This window comes from Bacteroidia bacterium (assembly GCA_027493955.1).
GTDB lineage: Bacteria > Bacteroidota > Ignavibacteria > SZUA-365 > SZUA-365 > JAOSJT01.
In genome coordinates this window covers 3792422-3808925 of the sequence record JAOSJT010000001.1, presented here as the reverse complement: position 1 = coordinate 3808925, position 16504 = coordinate 3792422, and the positions used below count along the sequence as shown (strand labels likewise).

At 55.0% G+C, this 16504-nt stretch carries 15 protein-coding genes; 14 read left to right on the top strand and 1 reads right to left on the bottom strand.

Translation table 11 applies throughout. The annotated features are described in order from the left end of the window. Positions 1-76 precede the first annotated feature (76 nt). The 8 genes from M5R41_14575 (at position 77) to M5R41_14540 (ending at position 10798) form a co-directional block, all read left to right on the top strand. Positions 77-910: a methyltransferase domain-containing protein gene (locus M5R41_14575; protein MCZ7557620.1), complete on the top strand. Its 834-nt coding sequence runs from the start codon at positions 77-79 to the stop codon at positions 908-910. Between the two features lie 248 nt (positions 911-1158). Continuing rightward, the gene (locus M5R41_14570) at positions 1159-1527 is read left to right on the top strand and encodes a hypothetical protein (GenBank protein MCZ7557619.1); all 369 of its coding nucleotides are present in this window, start codon (positions 1159-1161) and stop codon (positions 1525-1527) included. A 242-nt stretch (positions 1528-1769) separates the two neighbouring features. Continuing rightward, positions 1770-2588: a hypothetical protein gene (locus M5R41_14565; protein ID MCZ7557618.1), complete on the top strand. Its 819-nt coding sequence runs from the start codon at positions 1770-1772 to the stop codon at positions 2586-2588. Between the two features lie 179 nt (positions 2589-2767). Next, the gene (locus M5R41_14560; protein MCZ7557617.1) at positions 2768-3451 is read left to right on the top strand and encodes a PorT family protein; all 684 of its coding nucleotides are present in this window, start codon (positions 2768-2770) and stop codon (positions 3449-3451) included. Between the two features lie 109 nt (positions 3452-3560). Continuing rightward, a complete protein-coding gene (locus tag M5R41_14555; protein ID MCZ7557616.1) occupies positions 3561-4130 on the top strand; it encodes a hypothetical protein in 570 nt (189 codons plus the stop codon). A gap of 116 nt (positions 4131-4246) precedes the next feature. Next, a complete protein-coding gene (locus tag M5R41_14550; protein MCZ7557615.1) occupies positions 4247-5452 on the top strand; it encodes an anhydro-N-acetylmuramic acid kinase in 1206 nt (401 codons plus the stop codon). Positions 5453-5870: 418 nt separating this feature from the next. Beyond that, the gene (locus M5R41_14545) at positions 5871-9317 is read left to right on the top strand and encodes a vitamin B12-dependent ribonucleotide reductase (GenBank protein MCZ7557614.1); all 3447 of its coding nucleotides are present in this window, start codon (positions 5871-5873) and stop codon (positions 9315-9317) included. Between the two features lie 101 nt (positions 9318-9418). Continuing rightward, entirely contained in the window at positions 9419-10798 is a 1380-nt protein-coding gene (locus tag M5R41_14540) for a hypothetical protein (protein MCZ7557613.1), read from the top strand. Between the two features lie 112 nt (positions 10799-10910). Here the strand turns inward: M5R41_14540 and M5R41_14535 are convergent, their stop codons facing one another. Beyond that, positions 10911-11408, bottom strand: coding sequence for a ferritin-like domain-containing protein (locus M5R41_14535; protein ID MCZ7557612.1), 498 nt, complete (start codon positions 11406-11408; stop codon positions 10911-10913). Between the two features lie 150 nt (positions 11409-11558). Between M5R41_14535 and M5R41_14530 the strand changes: the two genes are divergently transcribed. The 6 genes from M5R41_14530 (at position 11559) to M5R41_14505 (ending at position 16447) form a co-directional block, all read left to right on the top strand. Beyond that, entirely contained in the window at positions 11559-12728 is a 1170-nt protein-coding gene (locus M5R41_14530; protein ID MCZ7557611.1) for a pyridoxal phosphate-dependent aminotransferase, read from the top strand. A 330-nt stretch (positions 12729-13058) separates the two neighbouring features. After that, on the top strand, positions 13059-14198 hold the full coding sequence (locus tag M5R41_14525) for a hypothetical protein (protein ID MCZ7557610.1): 1140 nt from the start codon (positions 13059-13061) through the stop codon (positions 14196-14198). A 186-nt stretch (positions 14199-14384) separates the two neighbouring features. Continuing rightward, entirely contained in the window at positions 14385-14615 is a 231-nt protein-coding gene (locus M5R41_14520; protein ID MCZ7557609.1) for a 4Fe-4S binding protein, read from the top strand. A gap of 201 nt (positions 14616-14816) precedes the next feature. Further along, positions 14817-15125, top strand: coding sequence for a lycopene cyclase domain-containing protein (locus tag M5R41_14515; protein MCZ7557608.1), 309 nt, complete (start codon positions 14817-14819; stop codon positions 15123-15125). Beyond that, positions 15122-15448, top strand: coding sequence for a lycopene cyclase domain-containing protein (locus tag M5R41_14510; GenBank protein ID MCZ7557607.1), 327 nt, complete (start codon positions 15122-15124; stop codon positions 15446-15448). The genes M5R41_14515 and M5R41_14510 overlap by 4 nt, the downstream gene beginning before the upstream one ends. Positions 15449-15463: 15 nt before the next feature. Continuing rightward, entirely contained in the window at positions 15464-16447 is a 984-nt protein-coding gene (locus tag M5R41_14505; protein MCZ7557606.1) for a phytoene/squalene synthase family protein, read from the top strand. Positions 16448-16504 lie beyond the last annotated feature (57 nt).

The window sequence follows — 16504 nt, the reverse complement described above, 5'->3', positions numbered from 1 at the left end:
CCCTGACCGATATGCTCCATTTGCGCATACACCCGCAGCTCCGTACCATTACACTCGCAGAGACATCGAGGCATCTATGCTGAACCGTAAGTGTATCTCTTTGCTGAAAAAATCAGAATTCCCGCGCTCGGCCTCGTATGATGCCGAATGGATGTTGGGGAATCAGATGGGACCAAACGCCGTGTGGCTTGTCGAGTGGCTCACGCAGGCAATGAAGCTCCAGCCCGGGATGCGTGTGCTTGATCTTGGCTGCGGCCGCGCTATGACCAGCATTTTTCTCGCGCGGGAATTCGGGGTGCATGTCTGGGCAGTGGATCTCTGGATGTCGCAGGACAACAACTGGCAACGAGTACAAGAGGCCGGTCTGAGCGATCTCGTGTATCCGATGAAACTCGAAGCCCACGCCCTTCCCTTTCCATCGCGTTTCTTCGATGCCATCATTTCCATAGACGCATACCAATATTTCGGCACCGACGTACTGTATCTCGCGCAACTGACCCGCCTGTTGCGTGAGGGAGGTTACATCGGGGTGGTCGTTCCCGCGCTGATGCAGGATTTCGACGATGTGCCCGAACACCTGACCCACCCACAGTCCAACGGCAAAGTATTTTGGGAAGCAGAATGCCGCTCTTTCAAAACCGCCGCGTGGTGGCAGAGGCATTGGCAACACAGTTGCGCAGTAACGGAGATATGCACGGACATCCTCCCCGACGGCTGGCAGCACTGGCGCGACTTCGAACAGGCGCTGGAACTCTCAGGGCGCAGCTTTTTTCCCTCCGATGCAGAAACGTTGGAGCGCGACGCAGGGCGCTATATCGGCTTTGTTCGCGCCACGGCAAAATGCACTGGGGTCATGGCGGACGATATCTACGATGCAGCGTTGGGTTTTCGTGTGGGAGCGGAGCGGTGAACGCGAACGATTCCACGCCTATCGAATCCCTCGACAAGTACTGATCCATGGCCAGATACTGCCCTCTCTGCGGTCGGGAACGACCCAACGAGCACTTCGGCGGGAAGAGGAGCAAAAGAGGACTGTGCAAAGCCTGTAGGAGGAATCCGACAGAAGAGCGCGAGAGAGCTCTACAACACGAGGAGATCACGGCATTTCTCGCACAGAGAAATATCTCAGCAAAAAACATCGCCCGCCTGGAAGCAGTCATGAAAACCGGGCATCCCGAAACAGCTGAGTTCGCCGCGATTGTCCGTGACATCGCACTCATTGCTCCCCGGAAAAAACACCGGATCAGAAATCTGCGATGCAACGCGGGGCATCTCCTGGAGAATTTGCACTCGCGGGACTTGCTCTTGTCGATGAACAAGCTTGAGTATCTCTTTCCTCTCGACGATCTTTTCGAATATGAATCAATGATGCACGAACCGTTCGCGAACGACTACGATCTCGTCTACGAACTGGGGCCATCCCTGCGCGGCGATGACTTTCCCTACGGCCTTTGCCCGGCCACGTATCAGGCCAACCCGCTGCATCCGATTCGCAGACAGCGTGACGACGACGAGCTTCCCTTTTGAACCATCCTCAATGATCATGGGTGATCAATTCCTGCGCCGGCGAGTTGCCGTGTGGGCAGCATTTCGGTGATTTCGCGAACCGAATGTTCCAGAATCTACGAACTGATCTTCAGCACGGTTTTCTGGCGTGTCCCGGCTCGTCAACGAAGGAAAGGTCATCAATTTCGGTATGGATGAGGGACGGGATTTGTGCTACATTTCGATTTGAACACCGTTCGTCTACTACGTACAAGGGAGTGCACATGGAGTCAAAGGGACTTCAATCCGGATTAGGAAACGAAAATTTCATCACGGGAATTTTCAATTATTGTGATCGGTGGTGCGAACGCTGCACGTTGACATCGCGTTGCATGACCTTCGCGGTGGAGCGACGCCACCGCGACGGGGAGGAAATCGATGAAGTGATGAACGAGTTGTTCTGGAACGAGCTCGGACGGTGTACCGAAAGCACGCAACTGAATCAGAGTACTGAAGACTTCAACATCGGATTCGACTTCGACATTGACGACGAGGATGATGACAGCATGGGGGGGGTGTTCGGAGGACCTGATTTCATCGAGGAAATGGAGAAACAGCAGATTGAGAAACATCCATGCATCATCGGTGGCAGCTTGTACTTCGAACTCGTACACGCCTGGTTGCAGAATGCGCACCATCTTGCAGCAATGACCGACGATCAATTCATGCGACGCACGGAATTCGGCACACAATCCGCCGGCAGCGCCCCATCGGCCACCGTGATTCGTGACATGGTTGAGGTCATCTCCTACTATCACCTTTCGGTGTTCGCAAAGTTACGGCGGGCGGTACATGGAAAAGAATTGGATGAAATGATTGACGACGAATATCCTTCCGACGCCGATGGATCCGCAAAGGTCGCTCTTATGGGCATTGATCGCTCCAGCGCGGCATGGATGACGTTGCAACGCCTCGTTCCTGAACAGGAGACCGCAGCGGTGCGGGCGTTACTCATGCTCAGTAAGCTTCGCACCGTGACGGAGCGCAGCTTCCCGACAGCCCGCCTTTTTGTGCGTCCTGGCTTCGACGATGAGTCCGCCTGAGACCGCAACACACGAACAATACACCGCCGCCATATCAAAAAGTAAGACCGTGCACAGGTCATGGATTTGGACATTGTTGCCCACAATATCCTTCCCTATTTTATCGTTTGCACCGCATTGCTCGATCGGCAATCCACTGCCGGCCGAAACAAATCCGTATTTGCGTTTGAGATCGCATCATGCTCCGATTCACCTTTCTTGCCTTCGCTCTGCTGCTCGTCCGCTTCTTGCCGGACACGGCATGCGCACAGGAAAGGATACGCGCGGGGCTACATGCCGGTGCGGTCATTGAAACGCATGAGCATCGAACACTGATCAGCGGTTCGACGGAGGAGTCCATTACCACCGGCATGGCAGGCATACAGCTTCTTTTTCCTGTGGACGAAAACTGGTCGCTGATCATTGCCCCGCAATACTCCCAACGGAATTACGCTTCCTTGAAGACCGGAAAGGCAGGAGCATCCACCTATGTGTATGCCACAGGGCAGACAGACCGGCTTGGCGTTCCGGTGATGATTTCATGCTCACCACTCCGGCATCACCTCATTCGTCCCTACCTGGGTGCGGGCATCGAGTTCGGGATGAATCTTTCCGGGCTCCGTATCAATATCACCGATGTTCAGTACAGAATGGATCCCGGAACGGAATCGATTCGGGAGCATCAGCTCGCGCTAACGCAGCTCTTCGGTGCCGCTCTGCTCGAGGCGGGTTTGGACATTCAGACGCTTTCGCCTTTATCGGTCCTCCTCGCATTGCGATACACGCAGGAGTTCGGCCCATTGCTGGAGGATCCGTTATACACACACGGAAAGCCGAACAACTGGAACATTCGTCTTGGCCTGCTCTATGAATTACCGCTCTGAATACCTTGGCCGAGCTGCAGTAATCGCGCTGATCGCTTTACTGCCCATGCTCTGTGCGGAGTCTATGCAGGCGCAGGATACCCGGCTTCGATTGGGCATGCAGACCGGCATGCAAAGCAGTATCCTCCGATATTCCGTCATGCCATTTTCCGGAACATTCCAGTCCACTGTTGACGAGGGAAGCGTCCATGGCCTTTCCGCCACGTACGACGTCACGACGCATTGGTCTCTCATGCTTGAAGTAGAATGGCATTCCTTTGGCTGGTCTGTCAAGCGGGGCGATGACCCGCTGATCACGCTGGAGATGGCGGAACGCGGAAGTGTCCATATCCCCGTGTTGTTTCGCTACAAATCCGCAACACTCTCGATGCCGTTCTACATTGCTTTGGGAGCGGTATTCACGATCCCCGGCAACAGCAGCGAGCGAGTTACGCTCTCCTACAAGGGATTCAGTGAGCGCGAGGCTTGGACCAGCTATGAATTCCGTTTTGACACGCACACATCGTCCTTGCATCCGATAGCCGAAGCGGGTGTGGATGTGGATCTCGGCGCATCGCTCTCCCTCCTCTTGGCGGCACGATACCAGGCGGGCACAGAGGACCTCGTCGCCTCCCAGCGCCTTGGGGTGCAATCCCTTTCTGTATGGCGCCTTCGCGCGGCCTTGTACATCGCGCTGTAAGACCGAACAGCGGAAATTTCGAGAGATGGAATGTTCCATTATGGATGCGTTTTGTAGTATATTTCGCATCATTGACAGCGTACGCAGCAACACTCACAGCATTCCTGGTGCGAATCATGAAGGGAACTCCGCTCGAACTGTTCACGCGATTGGTCACCGCGCCTGAGCGCATCGTCGCCGGCATCATGACCGGAACCTCCGTCGACGCCGTGGATGTCGCACTTGTGCGCATCTATGGCAGCGATGAGCGACTCCGTATAGACCTGCTTCATTACAGCGAGACGCTGTTCGCCGAAGAGCTTCAGCAGCGTTTATTCGCGAACATGGAGGTATCTTCCAGCAACGTCAACGATCTTTGTCTCCTGCATGCTGCCCTTGGCTACGCCTTCGCCGATGCTGTGCGGGAGGCGTGCTCCGCTGCCGACATCGATGTGTCCGAGGTACAGCTGGTGGGCATGCACGGACAGACCATGCGCCATCTGCCCGAGCCGATGGATCTCGCCGGTGTTCCGCTCCGCTCGACGTTGCAACTCGGCAGTGCGCCGATATTGGCAACCCTGCTTGGTGTACCTGTGGTATCGGACTTCCGCGCGGGTGACATGGTGTTGGGTGGCCAGGGTGCGCCACTGGTACCGCGTGTGGACTGGCTGCTGTTTCGCTCCGAAGAAGAGCATCGGGTGTTGCTCAATATTGGCGGTATTGCGAACCTCACCGTTCTGCCGCAGCGTTGCGCGTCGCATGAGGTAATCGCCTTCGACACGGGTCCCGGAAACATGATGGTGGACTCGCTGATGCGTCGGTACTACGGAAAGGAATTCGATGAAGACGGCGCCATCGCGCGATCCGGGACCGTTCACAATGATCTTATCGGGTATATGATGCGCAACGAATATTTCAGCCGGTCGTATCCGAAATCCACCGGGCGCGAGTTATTCGGAGAAAGCTATCTTGATACCTTCGTACAGCTCGCGCGGGATCTTGACATTACGCGGCCGGAAGATATCGTCGCCACAGCGTCGGAATGCACCGTACGCAGTATCTGCGGGCAGTTGCACGCGGTGGTTCCTCCCACTACCCCGTTTCACTTGTTCGCTGCCGGTGGTGGAGCCCGGAATCGCTTTTTCATGGATGGCATCAAAATGAACTTCCCTTCTGCGCGAATCGACACTACTTCGGCTCTGGGGATTCCTCCGGAGGCACGCGAGGCGGTGAGTTTCGCGGTGCTCGCCAACGAATTCATCACAGGAAATCCAGGAAATCTCCCTTCTGTTACGGGTGCATCCCGGGAGGCACTTCTCGGCTCGATCACCTTTCCGGCATGATGTTCAGATATTCTTTCTTTTCGGTGTCGCATGCGGGGTCAACACCCCCGTAAGTCAGCTCTCTACTTAAAGTGCTACATTAAATTTTTTCCCACCGCAACACATTTACTTGCAATGCGTTGCGGTGTTTTGTTAAATTAAAACATGAAACCCTAGAAAGGAATCTGCTTGACATGTTTCGGGGCATCGTGTATATTCAAACCCACGAATTGGCACCGCCTTTCCGCTACATACATGCAGAAGGTACCAGGTTGATTTCCCTGTGTCCGCTAGAACAGGGAACGGGGGCTTTTTCGCCTCCACAGTGAAATAACTCGTTGTAAATAAACACTTTAGACTGACTGGCCAACCTCACACCGCGGAGCCGCATTCTCTTTTTTTACACACTGAACCGAACGAATAGCACAGGCCACACGACATGAAGATTACCCGCAGGTTCACACGGCCCGGACAGAACGCGTACGATTGTTTCGAGTACACCCGTCGCTCCTCTGTTCTGCGCAATCCCGACGGCAAGCTCGTCTTTGAACTGCACGACATCGAAGTTCCCGCACACTGGTCGCAGATGGCGACGGACATTCTCGCACAAAAATACTTCAGGAAGGCTGGTGTCCCTCAAAAAAACGAGGACGGTTCTCCCATGCTCGATGAACGGGGACAACCCGTGCTCGGCAGCGAGAAAAGCATCCGTGAAGTAGTTCATCGTATGGTCGGTTGCTGGAAAGACTGGGGTGAGCGTCACGGCTACTTCGATACCGCGGAAGACGCCCAGAACTATTACGACGAAACCGCCTATACGCTGCTCCGTCAGATGGCCGCTCCGAATTCTCCGCAGTGGTTCAATACCGGCCTGCACTTCGCTTACGGGATTACAGGGAACTCTCAAGGTCATTTCTATGCCGATCCGCAGACCGGGGAGATACTGGCATCGGAGGACGCATACAGTCGTCCTCAACCTCACGCATGCTTCATTCAGTCCGTGGAAGACGACCTCGTCAACGAAGGCGGCATTTTCGACCTCGTTACGCGCGAGGCCCGCATTTTCAAGTATGGATCAGGTACGGGAAGCAACTTCAGCAATCTTCGAGGACGCCGGGAACGCCTCTCGGGCGGTGGTGTGTCCTCGGGTTTAATGTCTTTCCTGAAAATCAACGACCGCGCAGCGGGAGCGATAAAAAGTGGTGGGACCACGCGTCGAGCTGCAAAAATGGTGGTTGTAAACATTGACCATCCGGATATCGAGGAGTTTATTGACTGGAAGGTCAACGAAGAGGAAAAAGTCGCCGCACTGGTGACCGGGAGTCGTATCAATAACCTGCACCTCAACCGCATCATTCAGGCGGTACACAAGGGCGGGAACGCTGACTATCAAAAAAATCGCGAGCTGGCCTTGGCGATTCTGCAAGCGCGCAAGGCGGCGGTGCCGGAAAACTATATTTATCGCGCCTTGCAACTCGCCGAGCAGGGGCAAGACCATATCGATCTGGACGAGTTCGGTACGGACTACGAAAGCGAAGCGTACCTGACCGTCAGCGGGCAGAATTCCAACAATTCCGTTCGAGTCACCAACAACTTCCTCGAAGCGGTGGAGAACGATGGCAACTGGAATCTGATAAATCGCACCACCGGCGGAGTGGCGAAGACGCTGAAAGCGGCCGAATTATGGGACCGCATCGGTTATGCCGCCTGGGGATCGGCTGATCCCGGCATTCAGTTCGATACAACTATCAACGAGTGGCATACCTGCCCGGTGGACGGACGGATAAACGCCAGCAATCCGTGTTCGGAATACATGTTTCTGGACGACACCGCGTGCAATCTGGCTTCCTTCAACCTGAAATATTTCTGGAATGACGCGCAACATGAGTTCCAGGTCGAGGATTTCCGCCATGCTGTCCGCTTATGGACGATCACCCTCGAGATTTCCGTTCTCATGGCGCAATTTCCCAGTCGCGCTGTCGCGCTCAAGAGCTATCAGTTCCGGACGCTGGGTCTCGGTTATGCCAATCTCGGTTCGCTCCTGATGGTATCGGGCGTTCCGTATGACAGCGATCAGGGCCGCGCACTCGCTGCCGGCATCACCGCGCTCATGACCGCTGAATCGTACTCCGCCTCCGCTGAGATGGCGCGCGACATCACTCCTTTTCCGCGATTCGACGCCAACAGAAATCACATGCTGCGCGTCATACGCAACCACCGCAGAGCTGCGTGGAATGCGAATCCGAACGAATATGAAGGGTTGAGTGTGCCACCTGTCGGTTTACATGACCTCTGTCCGACGACGCTGCTGCATGCCGCCCGAGAAAGCTGGGACCGCGCTCTCGAACTTGGCGAAATGTACGGATACCGAAATGCACAGGTAACGGTGTTGGCACCCACCGGCACCATCGGTTTGGTCATGGACTGTGATACGACCGGAGTGGAACCCGATTTCGCCATTGTGAAATACAAAAAACTCGCCGGTGGCGGCTATTTCAAAATCGTCAACCAGTCCGTTCCCAAGGCTCTGGAGTTGCTCCACTATTCGCCCCAGCAGATCGAAGAAATCGAGAAATACATCAAGGGACACGGAACCCTTGCGGGTTGTCCCGAAATCAACCGCGAAAGCCTTATGGCCAAGGGTTTCACATCCGATGGCGTCGAGGAAATCGAGAAGCATCTCGACACCGTGTTCGAGATCCGTATGGCATTCAACAAATGGGTACTTGGCGAACAGCTTTGCAAACGGCTGGGCTTCTCGGACGAACAACTCACAGATCCGTCATTCGACATGCTCAAAGCGCTCGGTTTCAGTGCCGAGCAAATCGAACGCGCCAATGAATTTGTCTGCGGTACCATGATGATAGAGGGTGCTCCGCATGTCAAAAAATCTGATCTCCCGGTGTTCGACACCGCGAACAAATGCGGGAAGCACGGACAGCGATTTATCAGCGTGGACGGGCATATCCATATGATGGCCGCCGTACAACCGTTTATCTCCGGCGCCATCTCCAAAACTATCAACATGCCTGCTGATGCAACCATCGCCGACGTCAAGAGCGCCTATATGACTTCGTGGAAGCTCATGCTCAAGGCCAATGCGATCTATCGCGACGGTAGCAAACTCTCACAGCCGCTCAGTACCGTCAGTGATCCCGAAGCCGCGGCGCTGGCTGAGATGGGTACCGAAGATGATTTCAACGAACAGATCGGGCCGCGCGAAGTGCAGGAGAAAATCGTTACACGTGTCGAGCGGAAAAAGCTTCCGGCGAAACGCCATGGCTTCGTACGCGAAGCGGTAGTTGGTGGTCACAAGGTGTTTCTCCGCACGGGTGAATACGACGACGGCAGTCTCGGCGAAATCTTTATCGACATGTACAAGGAAGGCGCCTCCTTCAAAGGTTTGTTGAACTGCTTTGCCGTGCTTACCTCCAAAGCGTTACAATATGGCGTACCGCTGGAAGAACTGGTGGACACTTTCACCTTCACGCGTTTCGAGCCTGCCGGTGTCGTCATCGGGCACGAAGCCATCCGCAATTCGACATCCATTTTGGATTATGTATTCCGTGTGCTCGGGTATGAGTATCTCGGCCGTACGGATTTTATCCACGTCAAATCCGTGGACGAAACACCCGAACAGCCACTCGCCAGTTTCAATTCGCCTCCAACGCTGACCCGGAAGCGCGAAAATGGCGAGAGTGCTCCTAAACTCCAGACGGAATCGGTGCTCAACGAAAAACGGACAGCACGCAGTGAAACCGTCATGATGGCGCGTGCCAAGGGCTACACCGGCGAGATGTGCGGTTCCTGCGGTTCCTCCCGCGTGAAACGCAACGGCACCTGCACGGTGTGCGAGGACTGCGGGACCACGAGCGGTTGTTCCTGATCTACGACTCTACTCTCTCTCCCTCAAAGTGGCGGCCATTTCTATGACCGCCGCTTTTTTTTGTACATTGCGTAAGAGAATCATCAATCCGGAGGCCAGGCATGCGTCTTCGACACGCCACGTTCCTGTTTTTACCGTTCGTCATCGCCGTATCGCTGCTTACATCCTGCAAGGACATGAGATTCTGGGAGAGTGAGACTGCGCCTCCAGCGAGAAAAGATCCCTTCAATGCCGCGCAATTGTTGGATATCAGGAAGCGCGCCGCCACGATACAAACGGAGTTGGATCGAATGCCACGGCAGGACTTCAGCTTTACCGTCGGGGATACCATGATCACCGCTACATTGTACGGAGAAGCGGGCAATCCTGCCCAGGTTGATGAACGATGGGCTGATCGTAATGGCAATTCAGGAAGGAACAGATTCTACTTTGACAACGGAAATCTTTTCCACCTCTATGCGCGCTCCAGTATACAGCTCGATCCGATGGGCGATGCTGCCGACAGGGCTGAAACCTTGTACCGGTTGTACTTCAATGCCAACGGCAACATGTTCCACTACGAAAAACTCATGGGGGAATCCCGTATCGACCTGGAAGAGGAGGAAATGCCCGCTTTCATGCGTCGTGCTGAAGCCCTGCGTCAGCTTGGGCCACCGGACAGCGCCGGACGGTTCGACACCAGCGCCGTCATTGCCATCTTGTACAGCGGTGAAAGCGCACGACAGGAACCTGCAATATCGCAGTCTGATGACGCACCGCCCTCCGTCCAGGCTCCCGCATCATCACACACAGTTTCGTCGGACGTGAGTGATCAGGCCGTACAGCCCACGCAAGGAACTCCCACGGCGAAGAAAACCACCCCGTCACAAACCAACAAAACGACTTTGAAGGAGAAGCAATCAGGAACAGCGGAACAAACCGCCCGGACACCTGGAGCATCCTCAACCGTGAGAAAGTCACCTCCCTCGGTCGCTGATAAGACGGCACCATCCAATCCACTCCCGCCGAAGTCCCTCTCGTCGAAGCAGAACACCGCAGCCCCCAAGAACGGTGCGCCGGTGGACCACACGCCGCAGAAATCGGGCCTGGTCCGTAAAGCCGTTCCACCGCTACCCGATGAGAACGCGGAGGCTGTCATTCCGGCACATACCCACCGCATGATCCCGGGGCCGCTCAATTCCAGCCGCGTCCGTTTCCAAAAGGGTAGCACGGGTATCACGCTCAGCGCTTCGTTGGAGAAAGGCAGACACAACGAATATGTGTTGCGTGCCCGCCGGGGACAGACCATGCAGGTGACCCTCGACGCCGAGCAGCCAGATGCGGCCTTTCGCGTTTTCCTGGACAACAGTGATATCAGCGGGGAGCGCCGCAGTTGGACCGGAACGCTCCCGCGTCATGCGGATTATCATATCGTGGTGTATCTGAAGCAACAATCGGGCGTGCAGTCAGCCGGCTACACGATTACCATCGGCATTCCGTAGCAGGACAAAGAAAAACGAGAAGAACGCGCCCGTCGCAGTGACGTACGACGGGCGTTCCATTTTTGAGTATATGTGCAGCCATCTCAATGAGAAGGTACGAAGGCGGAAAGCCCTATGCGGTTCCTCCGGCGACTCCACGCAGCTTGCTGCGTTCGATGGACTGTAGTGCCAGATACTGGGGACCGAAATTTTTGAGATTGTCCATTTCCGTATCGTAGTTATCGTAATGTCGTTCCTCGTCCACGACCAGCGATTCGAACAACTGCTTCGTGACGGAATCGGCATTCGCGGCGCTCTCGTTCGCCCAGAGGTTGTACTGTCGGGCGCTGGCTGCTTCCATGGCCGACGCTTTCTCCAACATCGCCTGAACGTCGTGGAGTGCTTCGACATTCTCGGCAAGGACCATGTGTACTTCACCCTTGAGAAAGAGGATACGCTCAGCGAGTTTTTCCACATGCATCATTTCTTCGATGGCGGTACGGCGGAATAGCGCTGAAAGCAGCTCGAAACCCTGGTCGTCGCAATGAAAGTGAAAATACATGTACTGATGGACGGCGTGCAATTCATCGGCTACCGCCTTGTTGAGAAGTTCGATGCTCTGTTCGTGCATGACGCATACTCCAATACTTTTTGGAAAATATCTGATCTTCCGCTCTACGAAAATCGTGCAAGAGGATCAGAAAGTTTGTAATTTCCCGAATTCGCAGTTCAGGCGCAACGCCTGTCATCCCCCTCAATCCAATGCGCTCAGGAGGGATACATGTTTTCAGGCCGCATTCCCTGGTCCCTAACCGAAAATCCGCTTACAGCCGAGCTGGCACGCAAACGCAGCGAGGGTGGAGAAATACTGGACCTCACGCTCGCTAATCCGACGGAGGCCGGCTTCACTTTCGATCCACATTTACCGGAAGCATTCGCGCGGCCCGAGGTGTTGCGCTATTCGCCGCATCCCAAGGGACTCGCTGCGGCGCGCGAAGCCATTTCACGCTATTACGCAGACGCAGGCTGCACCGTATCCGCGGATGCCATTCACTGTACAGCCGGAACAAGCGAGGCCTACAGTTTCCTGTTCAAGCTTCTCTGCGATCCGGAAAATTCCGTTCTTATTCCACACCCGGCCTATCCCCTCTTCGAGTATCTCGCCGCATTGGACAGTGTCCGGTTACGCCCGTACAAACTGCGCCGTTCCGCTCAGGGACTCTGGCGCATCGACTTCGGGTCGCTGGACGATGCGTGCTCCGACCGTCCCCGTGCCGTGGTTGTCGTCAATCCTTCCAATCCCGTGGGCGCCTATCTCGATCCGGACGATCTTGCGCATCTCCGGGTGTTCTGCGAACGAAGAAACATCGCGTTGATCGTGGATGAAGTATTCTGGGATTTCCCGCTCGCGCGCAATGTACTTCGTTCGCGTACGGTGGAGGAGAATTCCATTCTCACTTTCACGCTGAATGGACTATCCAAGCTCGCCGGACTGCCGCAGCTCAAGCTCGGCTGGATCGTAAGCAGCGGCCCGGAGCGCCTTGTTGCGCAGGCACGCTCGCGTCTTGACCTGATCGCCGACGCGTTTCTCAGCGTTGGCACGCCTGTGATGCTCGCCGCCGACACTTTGCTCACATCGCGGGTCAGCGTACAGGAGGAAATTCGCACCCGCTGCATCACAAATTACGCCGTTCTCAAGGAGTTACTTTCCTGCTTCTCCTCGCTGCATGTACCCGAAGTGCAGGGGGGCTGGACCGCGGTGATCAACCTTCCGAAGGATACGGACGAGGAGCACTTTGCCATGAACCTCCTGCGCAAGCAGAGCGTCTACGTGCATCCCGGGTATTTCTTCGACTTCCCGCGCGGAGTGCATGCGGTAGTCAGTCTGCTCACACCTCCAGCGATGTTCGCGGAAGGAGTGAAGAGGATAGCGGTGGAAGTCGGGGAGTGAGGAGTGGCGGCAACGATTTACTGCCTGGCCGCTGCGAAGTACTTCCGTACAGCATAGAACTTCAATCGCATATCAGCGTCGGATCCGATGGCCGCAGTCATTTCCTCGCATCTGTTCGGCATATCAGGTAATTCTTCGGCCATTCACCGCGTTAGACGCTTCCTCAATCGAGCATGAGCACTGCTGAAGCTCCCGTTCTGCCAACACCCCGAACGCTGTGACGACGAATCGTCATTTGCATCGATGCCAAATATTCGTAAGTTGTCCGCACGTGTCGAACAGCAATTATGAAATGCGGCGGGTGGCAGCATTCCGCCGGTCGGAGGGATTATGGACGTAAAAGGAATCTTCGTCGTTCTTCTGCTTGTGACAATGGTGACCAGCACACAGGCACAATGGGAATTACGCTTCAGCGGGTATGCTGCTGACATTGCGGCGTACCAGCATTCATCCGTGGAAGGTGTGGACGATGCTTTTGTCAATCTCACCCGCCTGCGATTGCGACCCAGCTATGAACTGTGGGAAAACGCGGGCATTGTTCTCGAGCATGAGGCAGACCTTCTGCTGAGCAGCAGAGATCGGCGCATCCCCATCTCGCCGCCGCACATTGGGAACCGGCAGGCGGTGGATCTTCGATGGCAGATCATTGACGACGGAAATGTGGGCTTGGAGCATTACGTGGACCGCTTGTATTTCAGGCAGAATCTCTCATGGGGTTCCATCGTGGCGGGGCGTCAGCGTATTCAGTGGGGCACCGGCCGTGTCTGGAATCCGACGGATCTGTTCAATCCCATCAATCCGGCAAGTTATGACAAAATCGAGAAGGATGGCGCTGATGCAGTCTCGCTGAAATTGCATTTCGGCCAGTTCACCGACGCACAGCTGGTCTACAATATTCGGCCCACGCTCGACAGCAGTAATTACGGAGCACGTTTCAGAACGAATTATGCGGAGTATGACTTCTCCGTCATGGGCGGATACTTTGACAGGCGCGTCGTTCTGGGCGGAGATGTGGCGGGGAATCTTCTGGATGCCGGAGTACGGGCGGAGCTCGTTTGGGTCGGTGCTTCGGAGAAAGGCTATGACGAATACCTCCGGTACATTTTCGGTGCCGACTATCAACTCACGCCGGAGTTGTATCTCCTGTTCGAGTATCTGTTCAACGGAGAGGGTGTGAACAATCCCGGGCACTATGAGCTCCTCCGCCTCTATCAGGGAGAGATTTTACAACTCAATCGAAAGTATCTCTACCTGGGCGCTGTGTATCAACTGCACCCCCTGGTGATAGGAAACGCGGGTTGTTCCATCAACACGAACGACGGGAGCGGATTTCTTCTCCTGAACGCGACGTACGCCTGGACGGAGAACTCCTCCTTGATCGGTGGGCTGTTCCTTCCGCTCGGGGAAACGTTCGATGAATACTGGTACTATCCGACTTCGCTGTACCTCCGGGGACAGTGGCATTTCTGATCATCCGGACCGATGGGGAAGCGACACGGGAGCGGTATTTTGCCGGGTCGCTCTGCGACGCGGGACAGTGTGCGACATGGGACGACCGTAGCACGTTGCAAATCAATCCGACGTGTCCTATTTTTATAGAGCACGACGTGCACCGTGCGAATGTGAAACACATCACTTTTCAGAAAGGTACCTGACATGATCGTTATCACGGATGATTGCATTAATTGCAACGCCTGCATTGACGAATGCCCCAGCAACGCCATTTACGGCGCCGGCGAATCGTATGAAGTGAATGGAGAGACCAAACCCCCGATGTCCGAGGACATCACGTTCAGCGTTCCCGAACTTTGTACCATGTGCGAGGGCTACTCCGATTCTCCCAGCTGTATTGACGTCTGTCCGTCTGACGCAATCATCAATCAATAACACCCGCACTTGTGACACGCCGGTTATCTGTCGGCGATCGACCGGAGGCATCCCGCCTCCGGTTTTTTTATCCATCCGACATCAGGCGACAGGGAGTAACGCGGCTCGTGACAGAACGGTTGAAGGGTGCCGGACGGAATCTTTTGCCGTTCGGCATGGTTCTGCTATTTTGCATTGCCCCGACACAAGCCCCGAACTCATTTGGAACACTTCGTCTACCTCGGACTCATCGTCTTCACGGGCGTTCCCTTTCTCTGGAAAATGAACGATCCGGCTCTGCCGTTACACAAACGTAAGGGCAGGGCGCTGGCCGCCATGGCACTCGTCGCGCTTCCCTTTCTGATTTGGGACGTACTCGTCACCGCCGCCGGTCATTGGAGCTTCTCACCCCGTTACACCTTGGGGCTCACAATAATCAACCTTCCGATCGAGGAGGTGCTCTTTTTCGTTGTGGTCCCACTTGCATCGATTCTTGTGTGGGAGACCGTCGGCTGGCTGGTGAAAAAATGACGTACACCACACTTGTCATTGCTGCGGTGATCATCACCGTTCTGCTGGATCTGCTTCTGTTACGGACCCGGCTACTGCTCACAAGACGCTACTGGCTGTTCATGGCGATCATGTCAGTACTTTTTTTTGTGATCAATGGAATTCTCACGGCACTTCCTGTTGTTATATATGCATCGCATGCAATCACCGGATTGAGACTGGTGACGATTCCGATCGAAGATACTGGGTATCTGTTTTCCCTCGTCACCTCCACAATTTCGATCTATGAAAAGCTATCGCGCAGCCCGAACCGCGCGTCAGAATCGCATGACCACGCCCATTGATCAGGAGAGTTTCCCATGACCTTGACGTCGCCCAACGCTGACGCGAATCTGGACCTGCTTCCGGCACGTCAGTATGTCCGGCTTCTCACCCGCACCTATTCGAAGAGTTTTTATTTGGCTACGCAGCTCATGCCGTTGTCGCGTCGCGATGATGTGTACGCCGTGTATGGATTTTGCAGACATACGGACAACATTGTCGACGCTCCGAGAAGCAGGCCTCAGACAATCGTGAAGCAGGAACTCGACGCCTGGCGCGAGGAACTTACGCAGGCGTACATTTCGGGAGAATCTCAGCATCCGGTCATGGCGACCTTCATCCGTACGGTACATCATCGCGGCATCCCAGTGCAGCTTGCGCACGCGCTGATCGATGGAGTAGCGATGGATCTGCAGTTTGACCGCTATTATTCATTTACCGAGCTGCGTAAATTCTGTTATCATGTCGCTTCCGTGGTCGGGCTGATGATGACGCATGTGTTCGGCTATCATGATCGCGCAGCTTTTCCCTATGCGGAAGATCTCGGTATTGGCATGCAACTTACCAATATTCTTCGTGACGTTGACGAGGACTGGCGGCTGCGCGGTAAGGTGTACCTGCCGATGGACGAACTCGCTTCGTACGGTCTGAGCGAAGCGGATATAGCCGCACAGCGCCTGGATAGCACGATGAAGTCATTCCTCCGTTTCGAGGTGGATCGCGCGCATACCTATTTCGACCGCGCCGAACACGGTATACCCCTGTTGCATCGAAGCGGGCGCGGTGCTGTCCGTGCGGCATCGCGACTCTACCGCGGGATTCTCTTTGAGATTGAGAGAAATGACTACGATATTTTTACCAGACGGCCCGTCGTTTCCACGCTTCGCAAATTCACCACACTGGGTTTCATGCTTTTTCCTTTTGGGAATTTTGCCCGAAATACCCATAAGAGCCCCGAACTGCAACAACACGTTGCCGAAGTCAACAAAGCAACGCTGCCGCAAATGACGTCGGTTGATTAGTCGGTATTATGGACGTGTTCCTGATAGGGATCGGGGTTGTACTCTCCGCTCTAGTTG

Bases quoted from the DNA above. Each gene is read 5' to 3' on its own strand.
- M5R41_14565 (MCZ7557618.1), top strand. From the start codon at position 1,770: ATGGAGTCAAAGGGACTTCAATCCGGATTAGGAAACGAAAATTTCATC.
- M5R41_14540 (MCZ7557613.1), top strand. From the start codon at position 9,419: ATGCGTCTTCGACACGCCACGTTCCTGTTTTTACCGTTCGTCATCGCC.
- M5R41_14530 (MCZ7557611.1), top strand. From the start codon at position 11,559: ATGTTTTCAGGCCGCATTCCCTGGTCCCTAACCGAAAATCCGCTTACA.
- M5R41_14525 (MCZ7557610.1), top strand. From the start codon at position 13,059: ATGGACGTAAAAGGAATCTTCGTCGTTCTTCTGCTTGTGACAATGGTG.
- M5R41_14575 (MCZ7557620.1), top strand. From the start codon at position 77: ATGCTGAACCGTAAGTGTATCTCTTTGCTGAAAAAATCAGAATTCCCG.
- M5R41_14535 (MCZ7557612.1), bottom strand. From the start codon at position 11,408: ATGCACGAACAGAGCATCGAACTTCTCAACAAGGCGGTAGCCGATGAA.
- M5R41_14560 (MCZ7557617.1), top strand. From the start codon at position 2,768: ATGCTCCGATTCACCTTTCTTGCCTTCGCTCTGCTGCTCGTCCGCTTC.
- M5R41_14545 (MCZ7557614.1), top strand. From the start codon at position 5,871: ATGAAGATTACCCGCAGGTTCACACGGCCCGGACAGAACGCGTACGAT.
- M5R41_14505 (MCZ7557606.1), top strand. From the start codon at position 15,464: ATGACCTTGACGTCGCCCAACGCTGACGCGAATCTGGACCTGCTTCCG.
- M5R41_14555 (MCZ7557616.1), top strand. From the start codon at position 3,561: ATGCAAAGCAGTATCCTCCGATATTCCGTCATGCCATTTTCCGGAACA.
- M5R41_14520 (MCZ7557609.1), top strand. From the start codon at position 14,385: ATGATCGTTATCACGGATGATTGCATTAATTGCAACGCCTGCATTGAC.
- M5R41_14510 (MCZ7557607.1), top strand. From the start codon at position 15,122: ATGACGTACACCACACTTGTCATTGCTGCGGTGATCATCACCGTTCTG.
- M5R41_14570 (MCZ7557619.1), top strand. From the start codon at position 1,159: ATGAAAACCGGGCATCCCGAAACAGCTGAGTTCGCCGCGATTGTCCGT.
- M5R41_14550 (MCZ7557615.1), top strand. From the start codon at position 4,247: ATGAAGGGAACTCCGCTCGAACTGTTCACGCGATTGGTCACCGCGCCT.